At 71.9% G+C, this 22,517-nt stretch carries 19 protein-coding genes; 8 read left to right on the top strand and 11 right to left on the bottom strand.

Going from position 1 to position 22,517, the window contains the following annotated elements; genetic code table 11:
• Nucleotides 1-3: 3 nt before the first annotated feature.
• From AB0M43_RS20510 to AB0M43_RS20520, 3 genes are all read right to left on the bottom strand, one after another.
• Nucleotides 4-357, bottom strand: coding sequence for a hypothetical protein (locus tag AB0M43_RS20510; RefSeq protein WP_363726872.1), 354 nt, complete (start codon nucleotides 355-357; stop codon nucleotides 4-6).
• A 120-nt stretch (nucleotides 358-477) separates the two neighbouring features.
• Nucleotides 478-2,307, bottom strand: a complete 1,830-nt coding sequence (locus AB0M43_RS20515) for a hypothetical protein (RefSeq protein ID WP_363726874.1) — start codon at nucleotides 2,305-2,307, stop codon at nucleotides 478-480.
• 203 nt (nucleotides 2,308-2,510) lie between these two features.
• Nucleotides 2,511-3,128 carry a hypothetical protein gene (locus tag AB0M43_RS20520; RefSeq protein WP_363726876.1) on the bottom strand — a complete coding sequence of 206 codons (618 nt, stop codon included), beginning with the start codon at nucleotides 3,126-3,128 and terminating at the stop codon, nucleotides 2,511-2,513.
• 68 nt (nucleotides 3,129-3,196) lie between these two features.
• Here AB0M43_RS20520 and AB0M43_RS20525 point away from each other — a divergent pair, with 68 nt between their 5' ends.
• Nucleotides 3,197-4,630 (top strand): PLP-dependent aminotransferase family protein, encoded by a 1,434-nt coding sequence (locus tag AB0M43_RS20525; protein ID WP_363727010.1) that lies wholly within the window; start codon nucleotides 3,197-3,199, stop codon nucleotides 4,628-4,630.
• A gap of 105 nt (nucleotides 4,631-4,735) precedes the next feature.
• Here AB0M43_RS20525 and AB0M43_RS20530 read toward each other — a convergent pair whose 3' ends face one another.
• Nucleotides 4,736-5,095 (bottom strand): glyoxalase, encoded by a 360-nt coding sequence (locus AB0M43_RS20530; protein ID WP_363726878.1) that lies wholly within the window; start codon nucleotides 5,093-5,095, stop codon nucleotides 4,736-4,738.
• 118 nt (nucleotides 5,096-5,213) lie between these two features.
• Between AB0M43_RS20530 and acnA the strand changes: the two genes are divergently transcribed.
• Nucleotides 5,214-8,009 (top strand): aconitate hydratase AcnA, encoded by a 2,796-nt coding sequence (gene acnA / locus AB0M43_RS20535; RefSeq protein WP_363726880.1) that lies wholly within the window; start codon nucleotides 5,214-5,216, stop codon nucleotides 8,007-8,009.
• Nucleotides 8,010-8,148: 139 nt separating this feature from the next.
• Here acnA and AB0M43_RS20540 read toward each other — a convergent pair whose 3' ends face one another.
• Together AB0M43_RS20540 and AB0M43_RS20545 are read right to left on the bottom strand one after the other, a co-directional pair.
• Nucleotides 8,149-8,793: an HAD family hydrolase gene (locus AB0M43_RS20540; RefSeq protein ID WP_363726881.1), complete on the bottom strand. Its 645-nt coding sequence runs from the start codon at nucleotides 8,791-8,793 to the stop codon at nucleotides 8,149-8,151.
• Between the two features lie 43 nt (nucleotides 8,794-8,836).
• Entirely contained in the window at nucleotides 8,837-9,457 is a 621-nt protein-coding gene (locus AB0M43_RS20545; RefSeq protein ID WP_363726883.1) for an NUDIX hydrolase N-terminal domain-containing protein, read from the bottom strand.
• Nucleotides 9,458-9,521: 64 nt separating this feature from the next.
• Here AB0M43_RS20545 and AB0M43_RS20550 point away from each other — a divergent pair, with 64 nt between their 5' ends.
• The 3 genes from AB0M43_RS20550 to AB0M43_RS20560 all read left to right on the top strand — a co-directional run bounded on the left by AB0M43_RS20550 (nucleotide 9,522) and on the right by AB0M43_RS20560 (nucleotide 12,815).
• Nucleotides 9,522-10,088 carry a helix-turn-helix domain-containing protein gene (locus tag AB0M43_RS20550; protein ID WP_363726885.1) on the top strand — a complete coding sequence of 189 codons (567 nt, stop codon included), beginning with the start codon at nucleotides 9,522-9,524 and terminating at the stop codon, nucleotides 10,086-10,088.
• 66 nt (nucleotides 10,089-10,154) lie between these two features.
• Complete coding sequence (locus AB0M43_RS20555; RefSeq protein WP_363726887.1) at nucleotides 10,155-10,913, top strand: SDR family oxidoreductase; 759 nt, start codon at nucleotides 10,155-10,157, stop codon at nucleotides 10,911-10,913.
• 204 nt (nucleotides 10,914-11,117) lie between these two features.
• A complete protein-coding gene (locus AB0M43_RS20560; protein WP_363726889.1) occupies nucleotides 11,118-12,815 on the top strand; it encodes a hypothetical protein in 1,698 nt (565 codons plus the stop codon).
• 66 nt (nucleotides 12,816-12,881) lie between these two features.
• Here AB0M43_RS20560 and AB0M43_RS20565 read toward each other — a convergent pair whose 3' ends face one another.
• The 3 genes from AB0M43_RS20565 to AB0M43_RS20575 all read right to left on the bottom strand — a co-directional run bounded on the left by AB0M43_RS20565 (nucleotide 12,882) and on the right by AB0M43_RS20575 (nucleotide 15,926).
• On the bottom strand, nucleotides 12,882-14,783 hold the full coding sequence (locus AB0M43_RS20565) for an ABC transporter ATP-binding protein (protein ID WP_363726891.1): 1,902 nt from the start codon (nucleotides 14,781-14,783) through the stop codon (nucleotides 12,882-12,884).
• Between the two features lie 92 nt (nucleotides 14,784-14,875).
• Nucleotides 14,876-15,676 (bottom strand): enoyl-CoA hydratase/isomerase family protein, encoded by an 801-nt coding sequence (locus AB0M43_RS20570; protein WP_363726893.1) that lies wholly within the window; start codon nucleotides 15,674-15,676, stop codon nucleotides 14,876-14,878.
• Between the two features lie 22 nt (nucleotides 15,677-15,698).
• On the bottom strand, nucleotides 15,699-15,926 hold the full coding sequence (locus tag AB0M43_RS20575; protein WP_363727012.1) for a helix-turn-helix domain-containing protein: 228 nt from the start codon (nucleotides 15,924-15,926) through the stop codon (nucleotides 15,699-15,701).
• Nucleotides 15,927-16,063: 137 nt separating this feature from the next.
• Between AB0M43_RS20575 and AB0M43_RS20580 the strand changes: the two genes are divergently transcribed.
• Nucleotides 16,064-17,290, top strand: a complete 1,227-nt coding sequence (locus AB0M43_RS20580; protein ID WP_363726895.1) for a hypothetical protein — start codon at nucleotides 16,064-16,066, stop codon at nucleotides 17,288-17,290.
• 110 nt (nucleotides 17,291-17,400) lie between these two features.
• Here AB0M43_RS20580 and AB0M43_RS20585 read toward each other — a convergent pair whose 3' ends face one another.
• Nucleotides 17,401-19,020: an ABC-F family ATP-binding cassette domain-containing protein gene (locus AB0M43_RS20585; RefSeq protein ID WP_363726897.1), complete on the bottom strand. Its 1,620-nt coding sequence runs from the start codon at nucleotides 19,018-19,020 to the stop codon at nucleotides 17,401-17,403.
• Between the two features lie 186 nt (nucleotides 19,021-19,206).
• Between AB0M43_RS20585 and AB0M43_RS20590 the strand changes: the two genes are divergently transcribed.
• A complete protein-coding gene (locus tag AB0M43_RS20590; RefSeq protein WP_363726899.1) occupies nucleotides 19,207-20,232 on the top strand; it encodes a neutral zinc metallopeptidase in 1,026 nt (341 codons plus the stop codon).
• Nucleotides 20,233-20,320: 88 nt separating this feature from the next.
• On the opposite strand, the gene AB0M43_RS20595 is transcribed toward AB0M43_RS20590, so the two are convergent.
• Nucleotides 20,321-21,436: a saccharopine dehydrogenase NADP-binding domain-containing protein gene (locus AB0M43_RS20595; RefSeq protein ID WP_363726901.1), complete on the bottom strand. Its 1,116-nt coding sequence runs from the start codon at nucleotides 21,434-21,436 to the stop codon at nucleotides 20,321-20,323.
• Between the two features lie 71 nt (nucleotides 21,437-21,507).
• Between AB0M43_RS20595 and AB0M43_RS20600 the strand changes: the two genes are divergently transcribed.
• Nucleotides 21,508-22,452 (top strand): helix-turn-helix domain-containing protein, encoded by a 945-nt coding sequence (locus AB0M43_RS20600; protein ID WP_363726903.1) that lies wholly within the window; start codon nucleotides 21,508-21,510, stop codon nucleotides 22,450-22,452.
• Nucleotides 22,453-22,517 lie beyond the last annotated feature (65 nt).

Consider the following 22,517-nt stretch of genomic DNA (forward strand, 5'->3'; position numbering starts at 1 on the left):
CGGTTACGGCGCCCCGCCGGTGCAGCGGCGGTTGGTGATGCTGGTGACGCTCGCGCCGGTCGCGTCGGTGACGACGATCTTCGACTGCGGCGTGGTGTACGGCTGACAGCCCCAGGACACGTACGTCTTGTTGTCGTGCTGCGGGAAGTAGTAGCCGTTGTAGTGCCACTTGATCGTGTAGGGCGCCGTGCCCCCGGCGACGATGGCCTCGCAGAAGATGCTGTTGCGGATGGACTCGCAGTACTGGGACGCCGTCAGCGTGCCCGCGGCCTGGGCGGGGGCCGCGCCCACCAGCATCGCCCCGGCGACGCCCGCGACGAGGGCTACCGCGCTGACGGATCTGGACAGTCGGGACATGGGTGTCTCCTCTGGGTTCGGTGACGGGCGCCTGCGCGACCATCGACCAGCATGACGGCACGAGGTCCATAGTGGAACCTCAGCCGGGTACGGGAACGCGCTGGCCTGCGGGGAGTGTGCTCAGCGCGACTGGACGACGAATGGACGGGCGAGGCGGGCCAGGCCGTGGTGCAGCCGGCGGTAGTACGTGGCCCGGCTGAGGTGCAGGCGCATCGCGATGTGCTCGTGGCCGCCCCGCCGTTCCAGGTAGTACCGGGCGAGGATCTCCCCCGCCTCCACGTCGGCGGCCGCCGGACCGGCCTGGAGCTCCCCGATCGCGCCGACCAGCAGGTCCCGGAGCGACCCGGGTCCGCCGGCCACGGCGAGCAGCGGGCTGCGGGCCAGGGCGAGCGGCTCGTGCACGTGGTCGAGCGCCTCGCGCAGTTGGCGGAGCACCCAGCCGGCGTCGTCGGGCACCACGGGGGCCAGCCCGGGGCCGCGCAGCCGGTCCAGCCAGCGGGGCAGGCTCTCGGTCTCGAAGTCGTGCGAGTACACCTGGTTGGGTCGGCCGCAGTCCAGAACGTCGTCCCGGGTGGCGCCGTGCGCGTGCAGCCCGAGCCCGGCGGCCAGCCGCTGGTACTCCCGCGACGGGGTCGAGATCACCATCCCGTTGTGCTGGATGCCCATGGCGAGCAGGAACCGGAACAGGGCGGCCCGGGCGGCCGGCTGCCGGTCGTCGTAGGTGGCGAGGCCGATGAAGGCGCCCTTGCCCGGGGTGAGTACCGCGGTGTGCTGCTGGAGCAGGGGTTCCATGGTCGCCATGGCCCGGTCGGTCACCGGGAACACGTTGGCGAGGCCCACGGCGTGCCCCTCCCGGTCGCAGACCAGGTGGAACCCGTCGGGGGTGGTCCGCATCCACCCGTCGAGCAGCCGCTCGGTCCGCCGCGCGCCCAACGAGCCCCACCGGGCCCAGCGCCGCACCAGCCGGGCGACGTCGTCGGCGTCGCCCGGTCCGGCCGGCCGGACGTGCGCGGGCGCGGTGACGGGCCGGAACAGCCGGCGGGCCGGGTCGGGGACGGTGAGGAACAGGGCCTGGGCGACCCGGTCGGCCCGGGCCCGGTCGCTGTGCTCGGTGGCGAGCAGCCGGCCGTGGTGCGCGGCGGCCCGGGTCGCGGCGGTGCGGTGCCCGACCGGCGAGCGCCACTCGTGCGCGAGGTCGAAGACCGTCCGGTACGGCTCCGCCACCGCCAGCCCGGTGGCCACCGCGACGACGACGCTGGACTCGGCGAGCGCGGCGAACGCCGGCCCCGCGCCGAGCACGGTCAGCAGGTCCCCGTCGGCCTGGCCGACCGTGGCGAGCAGCAGGAGCGCCTCCTCCGTGCCGGCGTCCTCGACGGCGAGCCGGCGGAGCACCCCGGCCACGGCGGCGTGCACGACGGCCCCGGGCGCGTCGGCCATCTCGGCGGCGCGCAGGGCCCGGCACAGTTCGCGGGCGAGGAGCGGGACGCCGGCGGACAGCCGGACGACGTTGCGGGTCGAGGCCGGGTCGTCGACGCCGGACGCGGCGACCAGTTCGGCGATCCGGGCGTCCGGCCACGGCTCGACGTGCACGACGGCGACGGGGATCTCGGGGTCCCAGGACCGGTGGGCGGGCAGCGGTCGGCGGCTGGCGACGACGAGCGGGCCGGCGGGCAGGGTGAGGCGGGCGACGGCGGCCTCGTCGTTGACCTCGTCGGCGAACCGGACGTCGTGGAACGGGTCGGTCGGGGTGGTGTCCGCACCGGGCACCGTGGACGGCCCGCCGGTCCCGGACGTCCCGGGCCGACCCACCGCGCCGCCGGGCCCGGCCAGCTCCGCCATCAGCCGGGACTTCCCGATCCCGACCGGCCCCACCAGGTTCACCACCCGGGTCCCGGCCGCGAGCAGTTCCCCGACCCGGTCCCGCACGTCCACGCTGTCCACCACTCCCATGTGGACAATGTAAACGTTCACATCGAATCAAATGACCAGTCGGAAGGGTCGAGAGCGTTCGGGAACGTTCGGGATTGGCGGCGGACCGTCCCGGGCGGGGCGCGAGTGGGCGCGACCCGCCCGGGACGGTGGTCTCGGGTCCCTCGGGACGCTGGTCCCAGGCCTCCCGGGACGCCGGTCCCGGATCGTTCGGGACGGTGGTCTCAGGCCTCCCGGGTCGGGGGCGCCGCCAGGCGGGCCGTCGGCGCGGTGAGGCGGGCCAGGAAGAACTGCACGAGCGGCCCGATCGCGACCGCGTACAGCAGGGTGCCGATGCCGAGCGTGCCGCCGAGCAGCCAGCCGCTGGTCACCACGGCGATCTCGATCAGGGTGCGGATCAGCCGGATCGACCTCCCGGTCTTCGCGGCCAGCCCGGTCATCAGCCCGTCGCGGGGGCCGGGGCCGAGCCGCGCGCCGATGTACAGCCCGCCGGCCAGCCCGTTGAGCACCACCCCGGACAGCAGCAGGCCGATCCGGACGGGCAGCGGCCCCGGTTCGGGCATGATCCGCAGGGTGAGTTCGGCGACGAAGCCGATCACGAGCACGTTGCTGATGGTGCCGACCCCGGGCTTCTGCCGCAGCGGGATCCAGAGCAGCAGGACCAGCGCCCCGGTACCGGCCACGATCCACCCGAACGGCAGGTGGGTCTGCACGGCGACACCCTGGTGGAACACGTCCCACGGCATGGTGCCGAGGTGCGCGCGGATCATCAGGGCCATGCTGACGCCGTAGATCACCAGGCCGAGCTGCAGTTGGGCGAAGCGCTTGCCGAGGTCCTTCATGCATGCCATTCTTAAGGCCATTCCAGCCCAATTAAAGAGCCAATTGCGGGGTACTGGCCTTGAAACGCATGCTCAGCGCCACCCAGTTCGCCCGGCTGCTCGGTGACTGGCGCAGCCGGGAGGCCGACTACCTGGCCCTCGCCGGGGCCGTGCACCGCCTGGTCCTCGACGGCCGGGTGCCGCCGGGCGTGCGGCTGCCCGCCGAGCGCGAGGCGGCCCTGGTGCTGGGCGCGAGCCGGACCACGGTCACGGCGGCGTACCGGCGGCTGCGCGAGTCCGGCTTCCTCACCAGCCGGCAGGGCGCGGGCAGCTGGACCTCCGTCCCCGACGGGCACCGGATCGGCAGCAGCGGCCTGTGGTCGGACGCGGGGGCCGACGAGGACGTGCTCGACCTGAGCTGTGCCGCGCTGCCCGCCCCGCCGCAGCTCGCCGACGCCGCGCGGGAGGCCGTCGAGGAGCTGCCCCGGTTCGCGAACGGCTCGGGGTACACGCCGACCGGGCTGGCCCCGCTGCGGGCGGCGGTCGCGGAGCGGTACACGGCCCGGGGGCTGCCCACGAGCCCCGAGCAGATCATGATCACGACGGGGGCGCAGCAGGCGTTCGACCTGACGTTGCGGCTCCTGCTGTCCCCGGGCGAGCCGGCCCTGGTCGAGGTCCCGACCTACGCCAACGCGCTCGTCGCCCTCACCGCGCACCGCGCCCGGGTCGCCGGCTACGGCCTGCCGGGTACGGGCTGGGACGGCGACGAGCTGATCGCGACGCTCCGGCAGGTCCGGCCCCGGGTGGCGTACCTGCTGCCGGACTTCCACAACCCGACCGGACACCTGATGCCGGCGGAGACCCGGGAGCGCCTGGCCGCCGCCGCGCACCCGGTCGGCGCGGACCTGGTGGTCGACGAGACGTTCGCCGAGCTGTCCCTGACCGGCGAGGACATGCCGCTCCCGCTGGCCGCGTTCGACCGGCACTCCCGGGTGATCACGCTCGGCGGCATGAGCAAGGCGTACTGGGGCGGCCTGCGGATCGGCTGGATCCGGGCGGCCGGCCCCGTCATCCAGCGGCTGGCGGCGCTGCGGGTCGGCGCGGACATGGGCTCCCCCGTCCTGGAACAGCTCGTCGCCGGCCGGCTGGTCGCCCGCGCCGAGGAGATCATCCCGGCCCAGCGGGCCACCCTGCTGTCCCGGCGGGACGCGCTGGTCGCCGCGCTGCGCGCCGAGTGCCCGGACTGGCGGTTCACGGTGCCGACCGGCGGGATGTCGATGTGGGTCGAGCTGGACGCGCCGGTGAGCACGGCCCTGGCCGCAGCCGCCGAGGGGCGCGGGGTCCGGGTGGCGGCCGGGCCGCGCTTCGGCCTGGACGGGCTGATGGAACGGTTCGTCCGGCTGCCGTACACGCTGCCGGAGGCGCAGCTGGTCGACGTCGTGCGCCGGCTGAGGCTGGCCCGCGCGGACGTGGACGCGGGCGGGCCGGCCCGCACCCAGAGCGCGCTGGAGATCGTGGCCTGACCGGGCGCGCGACCGCGCGGGGCGCGCGGCCCGACCTTCGGCGCAGCCTGACCCGCGGCGCAACCTGAACTGCGGCGCAACCGGGAGCACCGGGCCGGGCCCGGCCTAGCCCGGCGCCACGAACTCCAACCGGTTCCCCAGCACGTCGAACGTGTGGAACCGGCGCATCCCGGGCACCTCGTCCTCGCCCCACGTCACCTCGTACCCGGCGGAATGGATCTTCTCGGCCAGGGCGTCGAGGTCCGGCCAGATCAGGGCCGGGTGCGCCTTGCGGGCCGGGCGGAAGTCCTCCTCCACCCCGAGGTGCAGGTCGGCGCCGCCGGGCGAGCGGAACCACGCGCCGCCGCGCACGGCCAGGGCGGGGGGCTTGGGGAGCTCGACGAAGCCGAGGACGCCGACGTAGTACCCCCGAAGCGTGTCCTCGCTGCCCGCCGGGCAGGCAAGCTGTACGTGATGCAGGGTCATGTCCCACAGTCTGGCGTCGAGTTGCGGATTTAGCAAGACGGACGTACGGTTTGCGTGAGCGTAGAGGACCCTAAGACCCGCACGGAGCAGTCGGTGCGGGAGACTGCACGAAGATCCCATGACTGAGGAGTACGACGTGGCGAGCCTCGACACCTTCGGTGCGAAGAGCCGACTTGAGGTCGGTGACGCGGCCTACGACATCTACCGGTTGGACGCTGTCCCCGGTCACGAGCGGCTGCCCTACAGCCTGAAGATCCTGCTGGAGAACCTGCTCCGCACGGAGGACGGCGCGAACATCACCGCCGACCACATCCGGGCCCTCGGCGAGTGGGACCCCAGCTCCGAGCCGAGCGTGGAGATCCAGTTCACGCCGGGCCGGGTGCTGATGCAGGACTTCACCGGCGTGCCGTGCGTGGTCGACCTGGCCACCATGCGCGAGGCCGTCGTGGACCTGGGCGGCGACCCGACCAAGGTCAACCCGCTCGCGCCCGCCGAGCTGGTCATCGACCACTCGGTGATCGCCGACCTGTTCGGCGCGCCGGACTCCTTCGCCCGCAACGTCGAGCTGGAGTACGAGCGCAACCGCGAGCGCTACCAGTTCCTGCGCTGGGGCCAGACCGCGTTCAACGAGTTCAAGGTCGTGCCCCCGGGCACCGGCATCGTGCACCAGGTCAACGTCGAGCACCTGGCCCGCACGGTCATGGTCCGCGACGGCGTGGCGTACCCGGACTCGTGCGTCGGCACCGACTCGCACACCACCATGGTCAACGGCCTGGGCGTGCTCGGCTGGGGCGTCGGCGGCATCGAGGCCGAGGCCGCCATGCTCGGCCAGCCGGTCAGCATGCTGATCCCGAAGGTCGTCGGCTTCAAGCTGTCCGGCGAGCTGCCCGACGGGGTGACCGCCACCGACCTGGTGCTCACGATCACCGAGATGCTGCGCAAGCACGGCGTCGTCGGCAAGTTCGTCGAGTTCTACGGGCCGGGCGTCACCGCCGTGCCGCTGGCCAACCGGGCCACGATCGGCAACATGTCCCCGGAGTACGGCTCGACGGTCGCGATCTTCCCGCTGGACAACGAGACCATCAAGTACCTGACGCTGACCGGCCGGTCCGCCGAGGAGACCGCGCTGGTCGAGGCGTACGCGAAGGCCCAGGGCCTCTGGCACGACCCGGCGTCCGAGCCGAACTACTCGGAGCGCCTGGAGCTCGACCTGTCCACGATCGAGCCCTCGATCGCCGGCCCGAAGCGCCCGCAGGACCGGGTCCCGCTGAAGACCTCGAAGGCCGGCTTCCGCGCCGCCCTGGTCGACTACGTGGGCACCGACGGCGTCGAGTCGGGCCTGGACGAGGCGTCCGCCGAGTCCTTCCCCGCGAGCGACTCCCCGGCGTTCCACGGCACCAACGGGCACAGCGGGCCGCACGAGTCGGCCACCGTCATGCAGCGCCGGGTGTCCAAGAAGGTCACGGTCACCGGCACCGACGGCAACAGCTACGAGCTGGACCACGGCCACGTCGTGATCGCCGCCATCACCTCGTGCACCAACACGTCGAACCCGCAGGTCATGCTGGGCGCGGCGCTGCTGGCCCGCAACGCGGTGGACAAGGGCCTGACCCGTAAGCCGTGGGTGAAGACCACCCTGGCCCCCGGTTCCAAGGTCGTCACCGACTACTACGACCGCTCGGGCCTCACGCCGTACCTGGAGAAGCTCGGCTTCAACCTGGTCGGCTACGGCTGCACCACCTGCATCGGCAACTCCGGCCCGATCCTGCCGGAGGCCAGCGCGGCGGTGAACGAGCACGACCTCACCGTCGTCTCGGTCCTGTCGGGCAACCGCAACTTCGAGGGCCGGATCAACCCGGACGTCAAGATGAACTACCTGGCGTCCCCGCCGCTGGTCATCGCGTACGCCCTGGCCGGCACGATGGACATCGACCTGCTCACCGAGCCGCTCGGCACGGGCTCGGACGGCCAGCCGGTGTTCCTCTCCGACATCTGGCCGAGCGCGCAGGAGATCAACGAGGTCGTGGCCTCCGCGATCGACCCGGCGCAGTTCGCCGACTCCTACGCCGACGTGTTCGCCGGTGACGAGAAGTGGCAGGGCCTGCCCACCCCGACCGGCAACACGTTCGCGTGGGACCCGCAGTCGACCTACGTGCGCAAGCCCCCGTACTTCGAGGGCATGACGATGGAGACCACGCCCGTCGTGGACTTCGCCGGCGCGCGGGTGCTCGCCAAGCTCGGCGACTCGGTCACCACCGACCACATCTCGCCGGCCAGCACGATCAAGGCCGACTCCCCGGCGGGCAAGTACCTGGCGGAGCACGGCGTCGAGCGGCGCGACTTCAACTCCTACGGTTCCCGGCGGGGCAACCACGAGGTGATGATCCGGGGCACGTTCGCCAACATCCGGCTGCGCAACCAGATCGCGCCCGGCACCGAGGGCGGCTTCACCACGAACTTCCTGTCCGGCGCCGTGGAGAGCATCTACGACGCGTCGCAGGCCTACCAGGCGGCCGGCGTGCCGCTGGTCATCCTGTCGGGCAAGGAGTACGGCTCCGGTTCCTCGCGGGACTGGGCGGCCAAGGGCACCGCGCTGCTGGGCGTCAAGGCCGTCATCGCCGAGTCCTACGAGCGGATCCACCGGTCGAACCTGATCGGCATGGGCGTCCTGCCGCTGCAGTACCCGGCGGGCCAGAACGCCGAGTCGCTCGGCCTGACCGGCACCGAGACCTTCGAGATCACCGGGGTCACGGCGCTCAACGACGGCGGGATCCCGGAGACGGTGCACGTGAAGGCCGACGGCGTGGAGTTCGACGCGGTCGTCCGGATCGACACCCCGGGCGAGGCCGACTACTACCGCAACGGCGGCATCCTGCAGTACGTCCTGCGGGGCATGGTGCGCGCGGCCAGCTAGTCATGCACGGAAGGCCGACCCACGGGGCACTCGTCCCGCCGGGTCGGCCTTTCGCTTGCCCTGCCTCAGATCAAGGGCCAGATCAACACCACGAGAGGGTTACGCCGCGCCACTCACCCGGCGCGCATCGGCACTTCCGTCAGGCCGCCAGCACCTTGTACACGGCCGCCAGACAGTTGCCCGCGATCTCCGTCGGCGCGAACCGGGGCTCCTCCCAGTGCCGCCCGTGGCTGATCCACACGCTCGGGATCCCGGCCCGGGTGGCCCCGCCGATGTCGGCCGCCGGGTTGTCGCCGATCATCCACGCGCCGTCGAGCCGGTGCCGGGCCCGGTTCGCGGCGGCCTCGAAGATCCGCGGGTCGGGTTTGCGCACCCCGACCTCCTCGGAGATGACCCAGGCGGCCACATACCTTTCGAGGCCGACCCTGCGCATCTTGGCCTCCTGCTGGCGCTGGGTGCCGTTGGTGACGATGACGGGCATCCAGCCGGCCCGGTCGGCGATCTGCAGGGCGCAGGCGATCAGCGGGTCGAGGCGGGTGTGCTCGACGACGCCCATGTGGAGTTCGGCGACGATGTCCTCGACGGCGGCGTCCAGCAGGTACCGCGCGCGCATCGCCGAGGCGACCTCCTCGCGCGGGGTGAACCCGTCGCCGTCCAGCTTCATGAGCCACTCCAGGTCGGCGTCCGGCGCGCCGATCACGGGCAGGAATTCCTTTGCCCACAATCGGAACGCGCCGGTTCTGTCGACCAGCGTGTTGTCCAGGTCGAGGAGTAGCAGCGGCACGCGCGGGACGTTACGCCAGTTTCGCGCGGCGCAACAGAGCCGGTCAGTGGAACAGCGTTTGTCCGCCGCCGCGAAAGGCGTCCCGGACGAGGGTGGCATGGAGCGAAAAGAACGTCAGTTTGTCGATTTCGGACTCATGGAACCACCCGAAATCCCGCACCTCGTGCGTCGTGACAGGTTCCCCCGAGACGACCTCGCACCGGTGCACATGGTGAAAAACATGGGCTGTCCCGGGCGGTAACACCTTACGGTTGTCGTACACGGCGAGGAGTTCCGTGGCGCGCACGGTCAGCCCCACCTCCTCGTACGCCTCGCGGACCGCCGCCTCGGACGCGGACTCCCCCACCTCGACCAGCCCGCCGGGCACGCACCAGCCCCGGCCGTCGGCCCGGTCGGTGATCAGCAACCGGCCGGCCGCGTCGAAGATGACGGCGTCGGCGCCCGCGAGTGGAGTACGCGGAGTGAGGTCGTCCGCGAATATCGCTTGTATCTCGGCCGCGTCGCGCCGGTCGACGACGGCCGTCAGTTCCGCGGCGACGATCCGGATCTGTTCGAAGCGCGCGCGGTCGTGGGGATCCTTGCTGAAGTACAACGAGGTGGCCGCGATGGCCCGTAGCTCGTCGGCCAGCTGTGCCACCCGTACACTCGGATCTACGATCTTCATCGGTACACCTTGCAAGCCGTACGTACGGATTGCAATAAGCACTACGGCATGTCACGATCACCCTGTGCCCAGAGTCAGCCAGGATCAGCTCGCGGCCCGCCGCCACGAGATCCTCGCCGGCGCGCGGGCCTGCTTCGCGCGGTACGGCTACGAGGGCGCCACGGTGCGCCGCCTCGAGGAGGAGACCGGGCTGTCCCGGGGCGCGATCTTCCACCACTTCCGCGACAAGGACTCGCTCTTCCTCGCCGTGGCCGCCGACGACGCGGCCGAGATGGCGGTGACGGTCGCCCAGAACGGGCTGGTCCAGGTGATGCGCGACCTGGTCGGCAACCCCGACGTGGTCGGCTGGCTCGGCACCCAGCTCGAGGTGACCCGCCGGCTGCGCACCGACCCGGAGTTCGGCGAGCAGTGGGCCGAGCGGTCGGGCGCCATCGCCCAGGCCACCCGCGACCGGCTCGACCGGCAGCGCGAGGCCGGGGTGCTCCGCGAGGACGTACCCGTCGAGACCTTGCAGCGTTTTCTCGAACTGGCCTACGACGGCCTGGTCATGCACCTCGCGATGGGCCGCCCCGCCGACGACCTCGGTCCGGTGCTCGATCTCGTCGAGGGCGCGGTCCGCAAACCTCTTTAGAAAGCTTTAAGACCAGCATTCTGTACGGTCCGGCACCCGCCCTCCGTCCGCCGGTAGGGTCGGCGCATGGATCTCGGACTGCGGCACCGCGTCTATGTCATCACCGGGGGTTCCCGGGGCCTCGGATTCGCCACGGCGCAGGCCCTCGTGGCCGACGGCGCCCGGGTGGTGCTGTCCTCGCGCGGCCACGGCCGGCTGGAGGAGGCCGTCGCGACCCTCGGCCCGGAGAGCGCGGTGGGTGTCGCGGCGGACCTGGCCGACCCGGGTACGCCGGATCTGTTGCTGGGCGCGGCGTTGGAGCGGTTCGGCCGGCTCGACGGGGTGCTGATCTCGGTCGGCGGCCCGGCCCGGGGCACCGCCGCCGGCACGGAGGACGACGCGTGGCGGGACGCGTTCGAGACCGTGTTCCTCGGTTCGGTCCGGATGGCCCGGGCGGCCGCCAAGCAGCTCACCACCGGCGGCGTGATCGGCTTCGTGCTGTCGTCCTCGGTCCGCGAGCCGATCGACGGGTTGGGCGTCTCCAACGGGCTCCGGCCGGGGCTGGCGGGCGTCGCCAAGGACATGGCCCGCGAGTACGGGCCGCACGGGATCCGGGTGCTCAGCCTGCTGCCGCACCGGATCAAGACGGAGCGCAACCAGGAGCTGCTGGCCGCGACCGGGGACCCGGAGCGCGCCGAGGCCGTGGCCCGGGGCGCGATCCCGCTGCGCCGGCTGGGCGAGCCGCACGAGTTCGGACAGGTGGCTGCGTTCCTGTTGTCCCCGGCGGCGAGCTACCTGACCGGGGTGACCGTGCCGGTCGACGGCGGGGCGCTGCACGGGCTGTAGCGGGTGCCGGTGCGGGCCCGGCACGTCGCGGTGGTGCGCCGGCCGACGGACGTGGCTCCGGGCCGCCGGCCAGGCACGATACGAAAAGGAAAGCTTCAAGTTGTGATGTGAGCTTCCCCTCGCCGTGATCAACATCGTTGAGACTCCCCCCGGGTCGCACTGCGACCTAGCCAAGAATGTTGTATTCACACGGGGAGCAATGCTGTGTTGGAACTGCGCAAAATAGCGCTGGCCGCGTTGGTGGTGGCGTCCATTGTCGGCACTGGCGTGCCGGCCACCGCGGGTGACGTGCTGCCGCTCGGCGACGTCTGCGACGAGTCGTACGAGTACGGGGAGTGGTCCTTCGACCCTTCGGGAATCAAGTACGGACCCGGGCACGCGGTCGAGGGCACCGAGCGTCACATCACCGACGGCGGAGAGAAGAGCTACTCGTCGACGAACACGAGAACCCGCACGGCCTCCGGTACGGCCTCGGCGGAGCTCAGGAACAAGGTCGGGGTGGACCTGAAGGTCCTGTCGGGCGAGGTGGAGACAAAGTTCGGCATCAGCGCCACGGTGAGTCTCACCGAGACGAAGACGATCTCGATAACCGAGACGTACAAGAAGCCGGGCCACTACTACGACTGGATCGGGGCGGCGCTGCTGCCCTACAAGCGCACCTGGGAACGGCAGGCACCCTCCTGCTCGATCAGTTCCGGTATCGGCACGTTCTACGTTCCGCGGGTGATCTCCCGGACGTTCGTGACCGACGACAGCGGCGTGACGCACTACCCGATGCTCACCGCCGGTCAGTTCGGCATCTGCCCGAACGGGAGACCCGCACCGGAGAACTGCCAGCCCGGCGGCCAGTCCATCGCGCCCAGTGCCGGAGCCAGCTCCGCCGGTCGCGAGGTGACCACCTCCGACAACGAGGCCTACTGGGTCACGGGCACGTCCTCGGACCTGGTCCGGAACGCGAACGTGACGATCGCCCAGACGGCACCGCGCCCGGCGCCCCCGGCCTACAGCAAGAACACGGTCCGCACCGCGAACAACCATCTCGTCAACTTCGTCCGCACGACGAACAACGACCTGTACTCCTACGATCCGCTCGCCGAAGGGTGGAAGCTGATCGGGATCGGTGTGGTCGGCGAGCCGCAGGCCATCATCCACCCGGTGACCGGCAGGGTGAACGTCTACGTCCGCGACACCCAGAACCAGCTCCTGGTCAACGACCTCGGTGGTACCGGCTGGTCGGTGATCGGGATCGGCATCGCCAGTAACCCCTCGGTGCTCGTGCACCCCGCCACGGGCCGGGTGAACGTCTACGTGCGCACCACCAACAACGACCTGATGGTCCACGACCTCGGTGGTACCGGCTGGTCGGTCATCGGGATCGGCGTGACCGGCAACCCCACCGCCGCCACGCACCCCGCCACGGGACGCGTCAACGTGTACACCCGGGTCGGAACCAACCTCATGGTCCACGACCTCGGCGGTACCGGCTGGTCGACCATCGGCATCGGCATCGTCAGCGACCCGGTCGTGGCCGTGCACCCCTACAACGCCCGGGTGAACGTCTACGTCCGCAACGCCAACAACGACCTGCTGCTCCACGACCTCGGCGGTACCGGCTGGTCCACCGTCGGCATCGGCGTCATCGGCACCCCGACCGTGGGGGTCCACCCCGACACGGGCCGGGTCAACATCTACGTCCGCAACGCCAACAACGACCTGCTGCTCCACGACCTCGGCGGCACCGGCTGGTCCACCGTCGGCATCGGCGTGGCCACCGACCCGACCCTGATCATGGGCGCCGACCGGCGCCGCTACCTCTTCGCGACCAGCACCGACCACGTCCTGCTCCGCAAGGACATGGACGGCCCCACCGGCTGGACCCGACACGGGATGGACATCGCCTAGTCCCACCTGACACGGTCTGGAACCACCGCCTCACGGGGGTTCCAGGCCGTGCGTACCCAGAGGCGGTCAGCCGACGTCCAGCACCGCGAACTGGGTCCGGTACAGGTCGGAGTACAGGCCGCCGGAGCCGACCAGTTCCTCGTGCGTACCCCGCTCCACGATCCGCCCGCCGTCGAGCACGATGATCTGGTCCGCGTCCCGCACCGTCGACAGCCGGTGCGCGATGACCAGCGCCGTCCGCCCGACGAGCGCCTCGCCCAGCGCGCGCTGCACCGCCGCCTCCGACTCGGAGTCCAGGTGCGCGGTCGCCTCGTCGAGGATCACGAACCCGGGCGCCTTCAGCAGCAGCCGCGCGATGGCGATCCGCTGCTTCTCGCCGCCCGAGAACCGGTAGCCCCGCTCGCCGACGAGGGTGTCCAGCCCGTCGGGCAGGGTGCGGATCAGGTCGCCGACCTGGGCGCGTTCCAGGGCCTCGAGCATCTCGGCCTCGGTGGCGTCCGGCCTGGCGTAGCGCAGGTTCTCCGCGATGGTCTCGTGGAACAGGTGCGAGTCCTGGGTCACGACGCCCACGGTGTCGCGGAGCTCGTCCAGCGAGGTGTCGCGCACGTCCACCCCGTTGACGAGTACCGCGCCGGAGGTCACGTCGTAGATCCGGGGCACCAGCATCGAGGTCGTGGACTTGCCGGCGCCCGAGGAGCCGACGAGGGCCACGAGCTGGCCGGGCTCCACGGTGAAGGACACGCCCCGCAGCACGAGGTCGTTCTCCCGCCGGTCGAGCACCGCCACGTCCTCCAGCGAGGCCAGCGACACCTCCGCCGCGCTCGGGTACTTGAACTCCACGTCCCGGAACTCCACCCGCACCGGACCGGCCGGCAGCGGCACGGTCGGGGACTTCTCCCGGATCCCCGGCGGCAGGTCGATGATCTCGAAGACCCGCTCGAAGCTGACCAGGGCGCTCATCACGTCGACCCGGACGTTGGACAGCGCGGTCAGCGGCCCGTACAGCCGGGTGAGGAGCAGGGCGAGGGACACCACGGTACCGGCGCTGATCGACCCGGCGACCGCCAGCGACCCGCCGAGCCCGTACGTCAGCGCCTGGGCCAGGCCCGACACGAGCAGCATCGCCGTGAAGAACGCCCGGCCGTACATCGCGGTGAGCACGCCGATGTCGCGGACCCGGTGCGCGTTCTCCTCGAACCGCTTCGCCTCGGTCTCCGGCCGGCCGAACAGCTTGATCAGCAGCGCGCCGGACACCCCGAACCGCTCGGTCATGGTGGTCGTCATGTCCGCGTTCAGCTGGTAGGACTCCCGGGTCATCGCGGCCAGCTTCCGGCCGACCCGGCGCGCGGGCAGGATGAACGCCGGCACCAGGACCAGGGACAACAGGGTGACCTGCCAGGACATCGTGAACATGACGGCCACGGTCAGGATCAGCGAGATCGCGTTGCTGACCACACCGGACAGCGTGGACGTGAACGCGCGCTGGGCGCCGGTGACGTCGCTGTTGAGCCGGCTGACGAGCGCGCCGGTCCGGGTCCGGGTGAAGAACTGCAGGGGCATGCGCTGCACGTGGTCGTACACCTGGGTGCGCAGGTCGAGGATGATGCCCTCGCCGATCCGGGAGGAGAACCAGCGCTGCCCGATCGACAGGATCGCGTCGGCGATCATCAGGCCGGCGATGATGAGGGCGATCGTGATGACGGCCTTCTGGGCACCGGAGCTGGGCTTCGTGATGGCGTCCACGACCCGGCCGGCGAAGACCGGGGTGGCCACGCCGACCACCGCGTCCAGCACGACCAGGATCAGGAACAGCGTGATGTCGCGCCGGTAGGGCCCCGCGAACGCCGCGATCCGCCGCCAGCTGCCCTTGGCCAACTTGCGGTCACCGAGCTGGTCCTCGCGACGCATCGCACGGACCATCTCACCGCCGAGGCCACCGCCCCCGAAACCGCCGCCGCCCATCGCCATTCAGCCACCCCACTGCCATCTTCACAGACGGACCCGCAGCGCGGAGCCCGTCGGAGATATTGTCAGGAGTGGTAGCGGTTGTCGACCCTTACCTATTCCCCGAGACCGACCAGATCACGGAGCCGGCGGACCTGGGCGGAGCGCTCGGCGGCCAGCTGGTCCGCGTAGGACCGGTCGGTGGCGCCCAGCAGCAGCGCCTTCGTCTCGACCACGGCGTCGCGGTTCGGACCGAGGAGGGCGGCGACCAGGTCGGCCACGGCCTCGGTCAGCTCCTCGCCCGGCACGACCAGCGTGGCCAGGCCGATCCGTTCGGCCTCCAGCGCGCCCACCCGGCGGCCCGTCGCGCAGATCTCCAGCGCCCTGGAGTACCCGACGAGCTGGACCAGGGGTTGGGTGCCGCCGAGGTCGGGCACCAGGCCCAGGGTCGGCTCGGCCATCGTGAACTTCGCGTCGTCGGCCAGCACCCGCAGGTCGCACGCGAGAGCCAGCTGGAAACCGGCCCCGATCGCGTGGCCCTGCACGGCGGCCACCGTCACGAGGTCGGGGCGGCGGAGCCAGCTGAACGCCTCCTGGTACCCCGCGATGAGGGCCGCGCACTCGTCCTCGGAGAGCTTGGCCATCTCGGTGAGGGACAGCCCGCCGGCCAGTTCCCCGCCGGCCATCGCGGCCGCGTCGAGCCCGGCCGAGAACGACCGGCCCTCGCCCCGGACCACGACGACCCTGATGTCGCCGGACAGTTCGCGGCCGAAATCGCGCAGCGCCGCCCAGAGAGCGGGGGTCTGCGCGTTGAGCACCTCGGGGCGGCACAGCGTGACCGTCGCGACCTGGCCGTCGACGTCGAGCCGCACCCCCGCCGGGGAGACCGAAGAGGCGTGAGGCGCCGGTGTCGTCACCGACGCCCCCTGTTCGGCCAGGTCACGCCTTCTTACGACGCCGCGCGCCGCCTCGCTGCCGCAGTTGCACCTCGGACTCCGAGAGCACCCGGTGCACGAAGCCGTACGAGCGACCGGTCGAGGCGGCCAGGGCCCGGATGCTCTCGCCGGCGGCGTACCGCTCGACGAGGTCCTTGGCCAGGGTCTGACGCTCGGCCCCGATGATCCGGCGCCCCTTCTCGGTGGTGGTGCTGGTGCCGGTGGCTACCATCATCTATCCCTCACGTCTCGCTGTGAGCGGTTGCCGATCCCACCCATGAGATCGTTTCCAAAGATCATGCGCCAGATATGCCCCGGAAGCCAACCAACACGCGCGCTCGTGTCGGGTACCCGATAGCCTCTTGCTCCGTGACGACACAACCCGGCCGGATCGAGCGGCGTGAACTGGTGACCTGGTTGACGCTCGCCGGCGTCGGGCTCACGCTCACGTGGCTGGCCGTGCACGGAGGCGCACACCTGGGCACCGCCAGTGCCCCCTTCCTGGGACATTACCGCTTCCACCTCGGTCCCGGGAGCCTTCTCGCACCCGCGGTCGCGCTGGTCGTCCTGGTCGCCGCGGCCCGCGGACTGCTGGACGGGCTCCGGTGGCGGCACGTGCTCGCGTTCGGTTACGTCGCCGGGTTCGCGTGGGCGATCGGGCTGGCCCTCGTCGACGGCGCGGGCGGCCTGACCCGTTCCCTGACGTTCACCGACGACTCGACCGGCGTCGGCCACCCGCCCGGTCCGCTGCTGCTGCTCGGTTGGCTGCGCGAGGCCGGACTGCCCGACCTGGCGATCGGCGCGCTGCTGACCGCCGTCGGGACGCTGACCGTGCCCGTGGTGCTGGTCGCGGTGCGCGGGTCGTGCGGGGACGCCGCCGCGCGGGCGTTCGTGCCGGTACTGGTCCTGGCCCCGTACGCGGTGTGGACCGCCGTCAGCCTCGACGCGATCGTGGCGCTGCTCGGCGCGACCGGGGTGATGCTCGGCGAGCGGGGCAGCAAACACATCCGCACCGGGTGGCGGGCCGCCGGACTGACCCTGGCCGCCGGGCTGGTGCTGGGGGTGGCGGCGCTGTTCTCGTACTCCGTGCCGTGGCTGGGCCTGTCCGTCGTCTGCCTGTACTTCGCCCGCCGCCGGCCGATGCTGCACCTGGCCAGCGGGCTCGGCGCGCTCATCCCGGTCCTCCTGGCCACCTGGGCCGGGTTCAACTGGTTCGACGGGCTGGTCACCGCGCAGGCCGACTTCGCCGCCCGGATCGAGCCGCACCGCTCAGCGCTGTGGTGGAGCGGGATCAGCCTCGTGGTGCTGCTGCTCGCCGCCGGGCCCGCGCTGGTGGCCAGCGTCCGGAAGCTGCGCAACACCCCCGGCTGGCCGTTCCTGATCGGCGCGCTCGTGGCGATCCTGTTCTCCGTGTTCGCCGGGTTCGCGCGCGGCGGGGTGGAGCACGCGTGGCTGCCGTTCTTCCCGTGGCTCCTGGTGGCCGCCACGGCCCCGGAACGCCCGGCCGGTGCACCGGTGCACCCCCCGCTACTTCTGGTCACCGCAGGGGCGCTCACAGCGATCGTGATCGAGGCGGCGCTCGCGACCCCCTGGTGAGGGACGCCCGCGACCCCGGGGCGACAGGAAAGAGCTCCTCATCCGGGTACGCGCAAGAAAAGAGCGCCCTCATCCGGGTACCAGATGAAGGGCGCTCTTGTTCTTCGCCCTCAGGCCAGCTCGATGAGCTCCAGCAGGTCGTCGGACCACGCGTCCTCGACGCCGTCGGGCAGCAGGATCGCCCGGTCCGGCTTCAGGGCCAGCACCGCGCCCGGGTCGTGCGTGACCAGCACGATCGCACCCGGGTAGTTGGCGATCGCGTCGAGCACCTGCTCGCGGCTCGCCGGGTCCAGGTTGTTCGTCGGCTCGTCGAGGAGCAGCACGTTCGCGCCGGAACAGACCAGGCCCGCCAGTGCCAGCCGGGTCTTCTCGCCGCCGGAGAGCACCCCGGCCGGCTTGTCCACGTCGTCGCCGGTGAACAGGAACGCGCCCAGGATCTTGCGCAGCTCCGTGTCGGTCTGGCCGGTGCCGTGCGGGCCGACCGCCGACGACGCCGAGCGCATGTGGTCGAGAACCGTGCGGTCCACGTCCAGGGTCTCGTGCTCCTGGGCGTAGTAGCCGATCCGCAGGCCGTGGCCGGCGACGACCTCGCCCGTGTCGGACTCGACCACGCCGCCGAGCATCCGCAGCAGCGTCGTCTTGCCCGCGCCGTTCAGGCCGATGATGGCCACCCGCGAACCCCGGTCGACCGCCACGTCCACGTCCGTGAAGATCTCCAGCGAACCGTAGGACTTGCTCAGCCCGTTGGCCGTCAGCGGGGTCTTGCCGCAGGGCACCGGGGCCGGGAACCGGACCTTGGCGACCCGGTCGCTCGCCCGGACCTCCTCCAGCCCACTGATCATCTTCTCGGCCCGCTTGGCCATGTTCTGCGCGGCCACGGTCTTGGTGGCCTTGGCCCGCATCTTGTCCGCCTGGGCGAACAGCGCGCCGGCCTTCTTCTCCGCGTTGGCCCGCTCGCGCTTGCGGCGGCGCTCGTCGGACTCGCGCTGGGTGAGATAGGCCTTCCAGCCCAGGCTGTACTGGTCGACTACGGAGCGGTTCGCGTCCAGATACCACACCTTGTTGACCACGGCCTCCAGCAGCGAGCCGTCGTGGCTGATCACGATGAGCCCGCTCTTGTGGCCGGCGAGGTATCCGCGCAGCCACGTGATCGAGTCCGCGTCGAGGTGGTTCGTCGGCTCGTCGAGCAGCAGGATGCCGCCCTCCGCGCCGTCGGAGAACAGGATCCGGGCCAGCTCGATCCGGCGGCGCTGACCACCGGAGAGGGTGCCGAGGTTCTGGGCGAGCACCCGGTCGGGCAGGCCCAGGTTCGAACAGATCCGGGCGGCCTCGGCCTCGGCCGCGTAGCCCCCCAGGGCCGCGAAGCGGTCCTCCAGGGCGCCGTACTTCCGGACGAGCTTGTCGCCGTGCTCCGTGGCCAGCTGGGCCTCGACGGCCTTCATCTCGGCCATGATGACGTCGAGCCCGCGCGCGGAGAGCACCCGGTCGCTGGCCCGCTGCTCGGGGTCGCCGGTGCGGGGGTCCTGCGGGAGGTAGCCGATCGGGCCCTTGGTCTCGATCTGGCCCGTGTACGGCTGACCCTCGCCGGCCAGGACCTTCAGGGTGGTGGTCTTGCCCGCGCCGTTGCGGCCGACCAGGCCGATCCGGTCGCCCGGCTGGACGCGCAGGGTGGTGTCGGACAGCAGGATGCGGGCGCCGGCGCGCAGCTCGAGGCCGCTGACGGAAATCATGACTAACGTGCTCACTCTCGGGGAACTAAGAAAGGCGTGACGAGGACGGGAACGGACACCGTCGGGTCAGTCGAGGAGAAGAGGCACCCAGCCAGTCTACCGGGGGCGCATTCATGATCAAAATGGGTTTTGCGTCACGTGTGACACGGAGGACGAAGCGACCGTAATCTGTCCGCAGGAGGCGAGATGGAATTCAATGAGAAGGCCGAGATCGACACGTCACAGGTCGAGGACGCCACAGGTGGCTCCTCGGGCGGTGGCGGTGGCGGCGGCTTCCAGTTCCCCGGCGGCGCGTCGTTCCCCGGGGCCGACTCCGGCGGCGGGTCCGGCGGCGGCGGGCTGGGGTCCGTGCTCGGCGGCAAGGGCGGCCTGTTCGGCGGCGGGATCGTCGGGCTGCTGATCATCTGCCTGCTCGGCTTCCTCGGCGTCGGCGGCAACCTCGGCGGCATGGGCGGCATCCTCGACTCCGGCGGCACCACCTCCGGGCAGAACGTCGACAACTCCGACCTCCAGTCCAAGTGCGCCGTGTCGAACCCCGACCGGTTCAAGGACGTCAAGTGCCGCAACACCCTCTTCGTGAACTCCATCCAGAACTACTGGCGTGGCGGGCTCCAGGCTAACTTCGGCCGGGCGTACCAGCTCGCGCCCACCCAGTTCTTCTCCGGCTCGGTCAACACCGCCTGCGGCAGCGCGAGCTCCGGCGTCGGCCCGTTCTACTGCCCGGGCGACAAGAAGGTGTACATCGACCTCACCTTCTACGACGAGCTCGCCAAGCGGTTCGGCGCGCCGGGCCAGTTCGCGCAGGCGTACGTGCTGGCGCACGAGTACGGGCACCACGTGCAGAACCTGCTGGGTACCGAGGCGCAGATGCGCCGCGCCCAGCAGCGCGACCCGGGCAACGCCAACCAGTACTCGGTGATGCTGGAACTGCAGGCCGACTGCTACGCCGGGGTGTGGGCCAAGGCCGCCACCGCGACCACCGACCAGTCCGGCAACGCCATCTTCAAGTCCGTCACCCAGCAGGACATCTCCGAGGCGCTCACGGCGGCGGCGGCGGTCGGCGACGACGCCATCCAGAAGAAGGCCACCGGGAGCATCAACAAGGACTCGTGGACGCACGGGTCGAGCGTGCAGCGGCAGCAGTGGTTCGGGAAGGGCTTCGAGACCGGGGACCCGAAGCAGTGCAACACGTTCGGGAACGCGCTCGGCTGACCTGGGTTCCGCGAAACGGCCCCCACCGCGGTGGGGGCCGTTCCGCGTGGTGCCGCCGGGATGACGGCCGGTCACGGCCCCGCGCCGGTCAGCTGCCGTCCAGGGACAGGTGGTCGAACGGGAGTGCCGCCAGGAAGTCGCGGGCGTCGAACAGTTCGCCGGCCGTGGCGACCCCGGTGGCCTTCGCCCGGCCGTCGAGGATCCGTTCCACCGCCTCCACCACGATCGGGGCCGTGAACCAGTAGATGTCCTGCCCGTGGGCCGAGGCCCGGCGCTCCTCGCTCCCCCGGCGGACCACCACGTCGACGAGGAACCGCTGCGCCGACCGTCCACTGTCGTCGACGGCCTCCGGGCCCGTACCCGTCGGATCGCGGAGGTCGGCGAGCGGGCGCGTGTTGAGCAGCGCGTGGATGACCGGCGTGCGGAGGTGGCGCGGGATGGTCACCACGTCCGTGACGGACACCTCGCCCACCACCTCCTGGGTGCCGAACGGCGCGGGGAACTCCCAGGTACCCGTCGGCGGCGCGTTGTCGCCGGGGAGGACCGTGAGCCCGCCGTCGCGGAACACGACCCGCCGGCCGGCCCGGCGCTCCCCCGCCTTCGTGCTGCCCGGGGTCGGAATCCAGCTGTCGAGCGCGACCGCGACCGTCACCTCGTCGGCGGAGTCCCAGTCGCGCGCGGCGGCCGTGGCGAGCAGGTCGCCGAGGCCGCCGAAGAAGGCCATCGCCGGCGCGATGACGATGCTCCGGTCGCCGTCGGCGTAGCGCTCGAACGTGTCGATCGCGACGAGGGCCTCCCCGGTCACGTCCAGGTAGGGGATGCCGGCGCGCCGGGCCGCCGCGACGAGGGGCGGCGTGGTCTCGGCGAACGGGCCGGCGCAGTTGACGACGGCCACGGAGCCGGCGAGCGCGCGGTCCAGGGCCTCGGGGTCGTCCACGGAGGCCGGGCGGACCTCCAGGGGCGCCGCAGGGCCTCCGTCCTCAACCGGCGCGCGGGTCGGGGTCGCCACGCCTCCCGCGCCGGCCGGGATCGCCGCGCCGGCCGGTGGCACCGCGTCCCGGGCGGCGGCCAGCTTCGCCGCGTCCCGGCCCGCGAGGACCGGGGTCCAGCCGCGCCGCCGCAGTTCGGCGACGACGAATCTGCCTGTGTGCCCGTAGGCCCCGTACACGGTGATCGCCTGTCCCGGCGTCTGTTCGCTGCGCATGTCGCCGAGTCTGCCCGGCCCCGGACGCCGCCAACAGTGCCGTGAACGGCAGCATGCGCTAGATTTGCGTCATGGTCGCGCAGCCGCACGTCGTCGTCATGGCCCTCTCCGACCGGATGCCGATCTTCGAGGTCGCCGTGCCGTGCGAGATCTTCGCCGCCCGCCCGCGCCTCCCCGAGCCGTGGTACCGGTTCTCGATCGCCGTCGTCGGCGACGCCCCGGTCACCCTGGGCCCCGGCTTCCAGCTCCCCGCCGGGCCCAGCCCCGACCTGGACCGGGCGGACACGCTGATCGTGCCGGCCTGCCCGGACCTCGACGACCCCCCGGCGGACCTGGTCGAGGTCGTGCGGGCCGCCCACGCCCGGGGCGCGCGGATCCTGTCGATCTGCACCGGGGCGTTCGTGCTGGCCGCGGCGGGGGTCCTCGACGGGCGGCGGGCCACGACGCACTGGCTGCACGCCGACCAGCTGGCCCGGCGCCATCCGGCCGTCCGGGTCGACGCCTCGGTCCTCTACCTCGAGGACAAGAACGTCATCACCTCGGCGGGTACGGCGGCCGGCATCGACGCCTGCCTGCACGTGGTGCGCGTCGACCACGGGGCCGCCGTCGCCGCCGACATCGCCCGCCGGATGGTCACCCCGCCGCACCGCGCGGGCGGCCAGGCCCAGTTCCGCCGCCCCACCCCGCCGGACACCGACGACTGGCTCGCCCCGCTGCTCGACTGGATCGGCGGACACCTCCACCTGCCCCTGGTCACCGCCGAACTGGCCGGGCACGCCAACGTCAGCGTCCGGACCCTGGAGCGCAGGTTCGCCTCGGCGCTCGGGATGTCGCCGTTGCAGTGGGTGCTGCACCAGCGGGTGTACCGGGCCCAGGAACTGCTGGAGACCAGCGACCAGCCCGTCGGGTGGATCGCGGCGACCTGCGGGTTCGGGACCGCCGCGAGTCTGCGGGCGCACTTCGGGCGGATCGTGGGGGCGCCGCCGGCAGCGTACCGGCAGACGTTCAAGGCCTGACGGGTCGGGGACACCGGGGCGCGCGGGATCCGGGCGCGGGGAGGCCGGGCACGCGGGGCCCAGGG

The sequence above is a fragment of the Longispora sp. NPDC051575 genome (assembly GCF_040681875.1).
In the GTDB taxonomy this organism is placed as follows: Bacteria; Actinomycetota; Actinomycetes; order Mycobacteriales; family Micromonosporaceae; genus Longispora.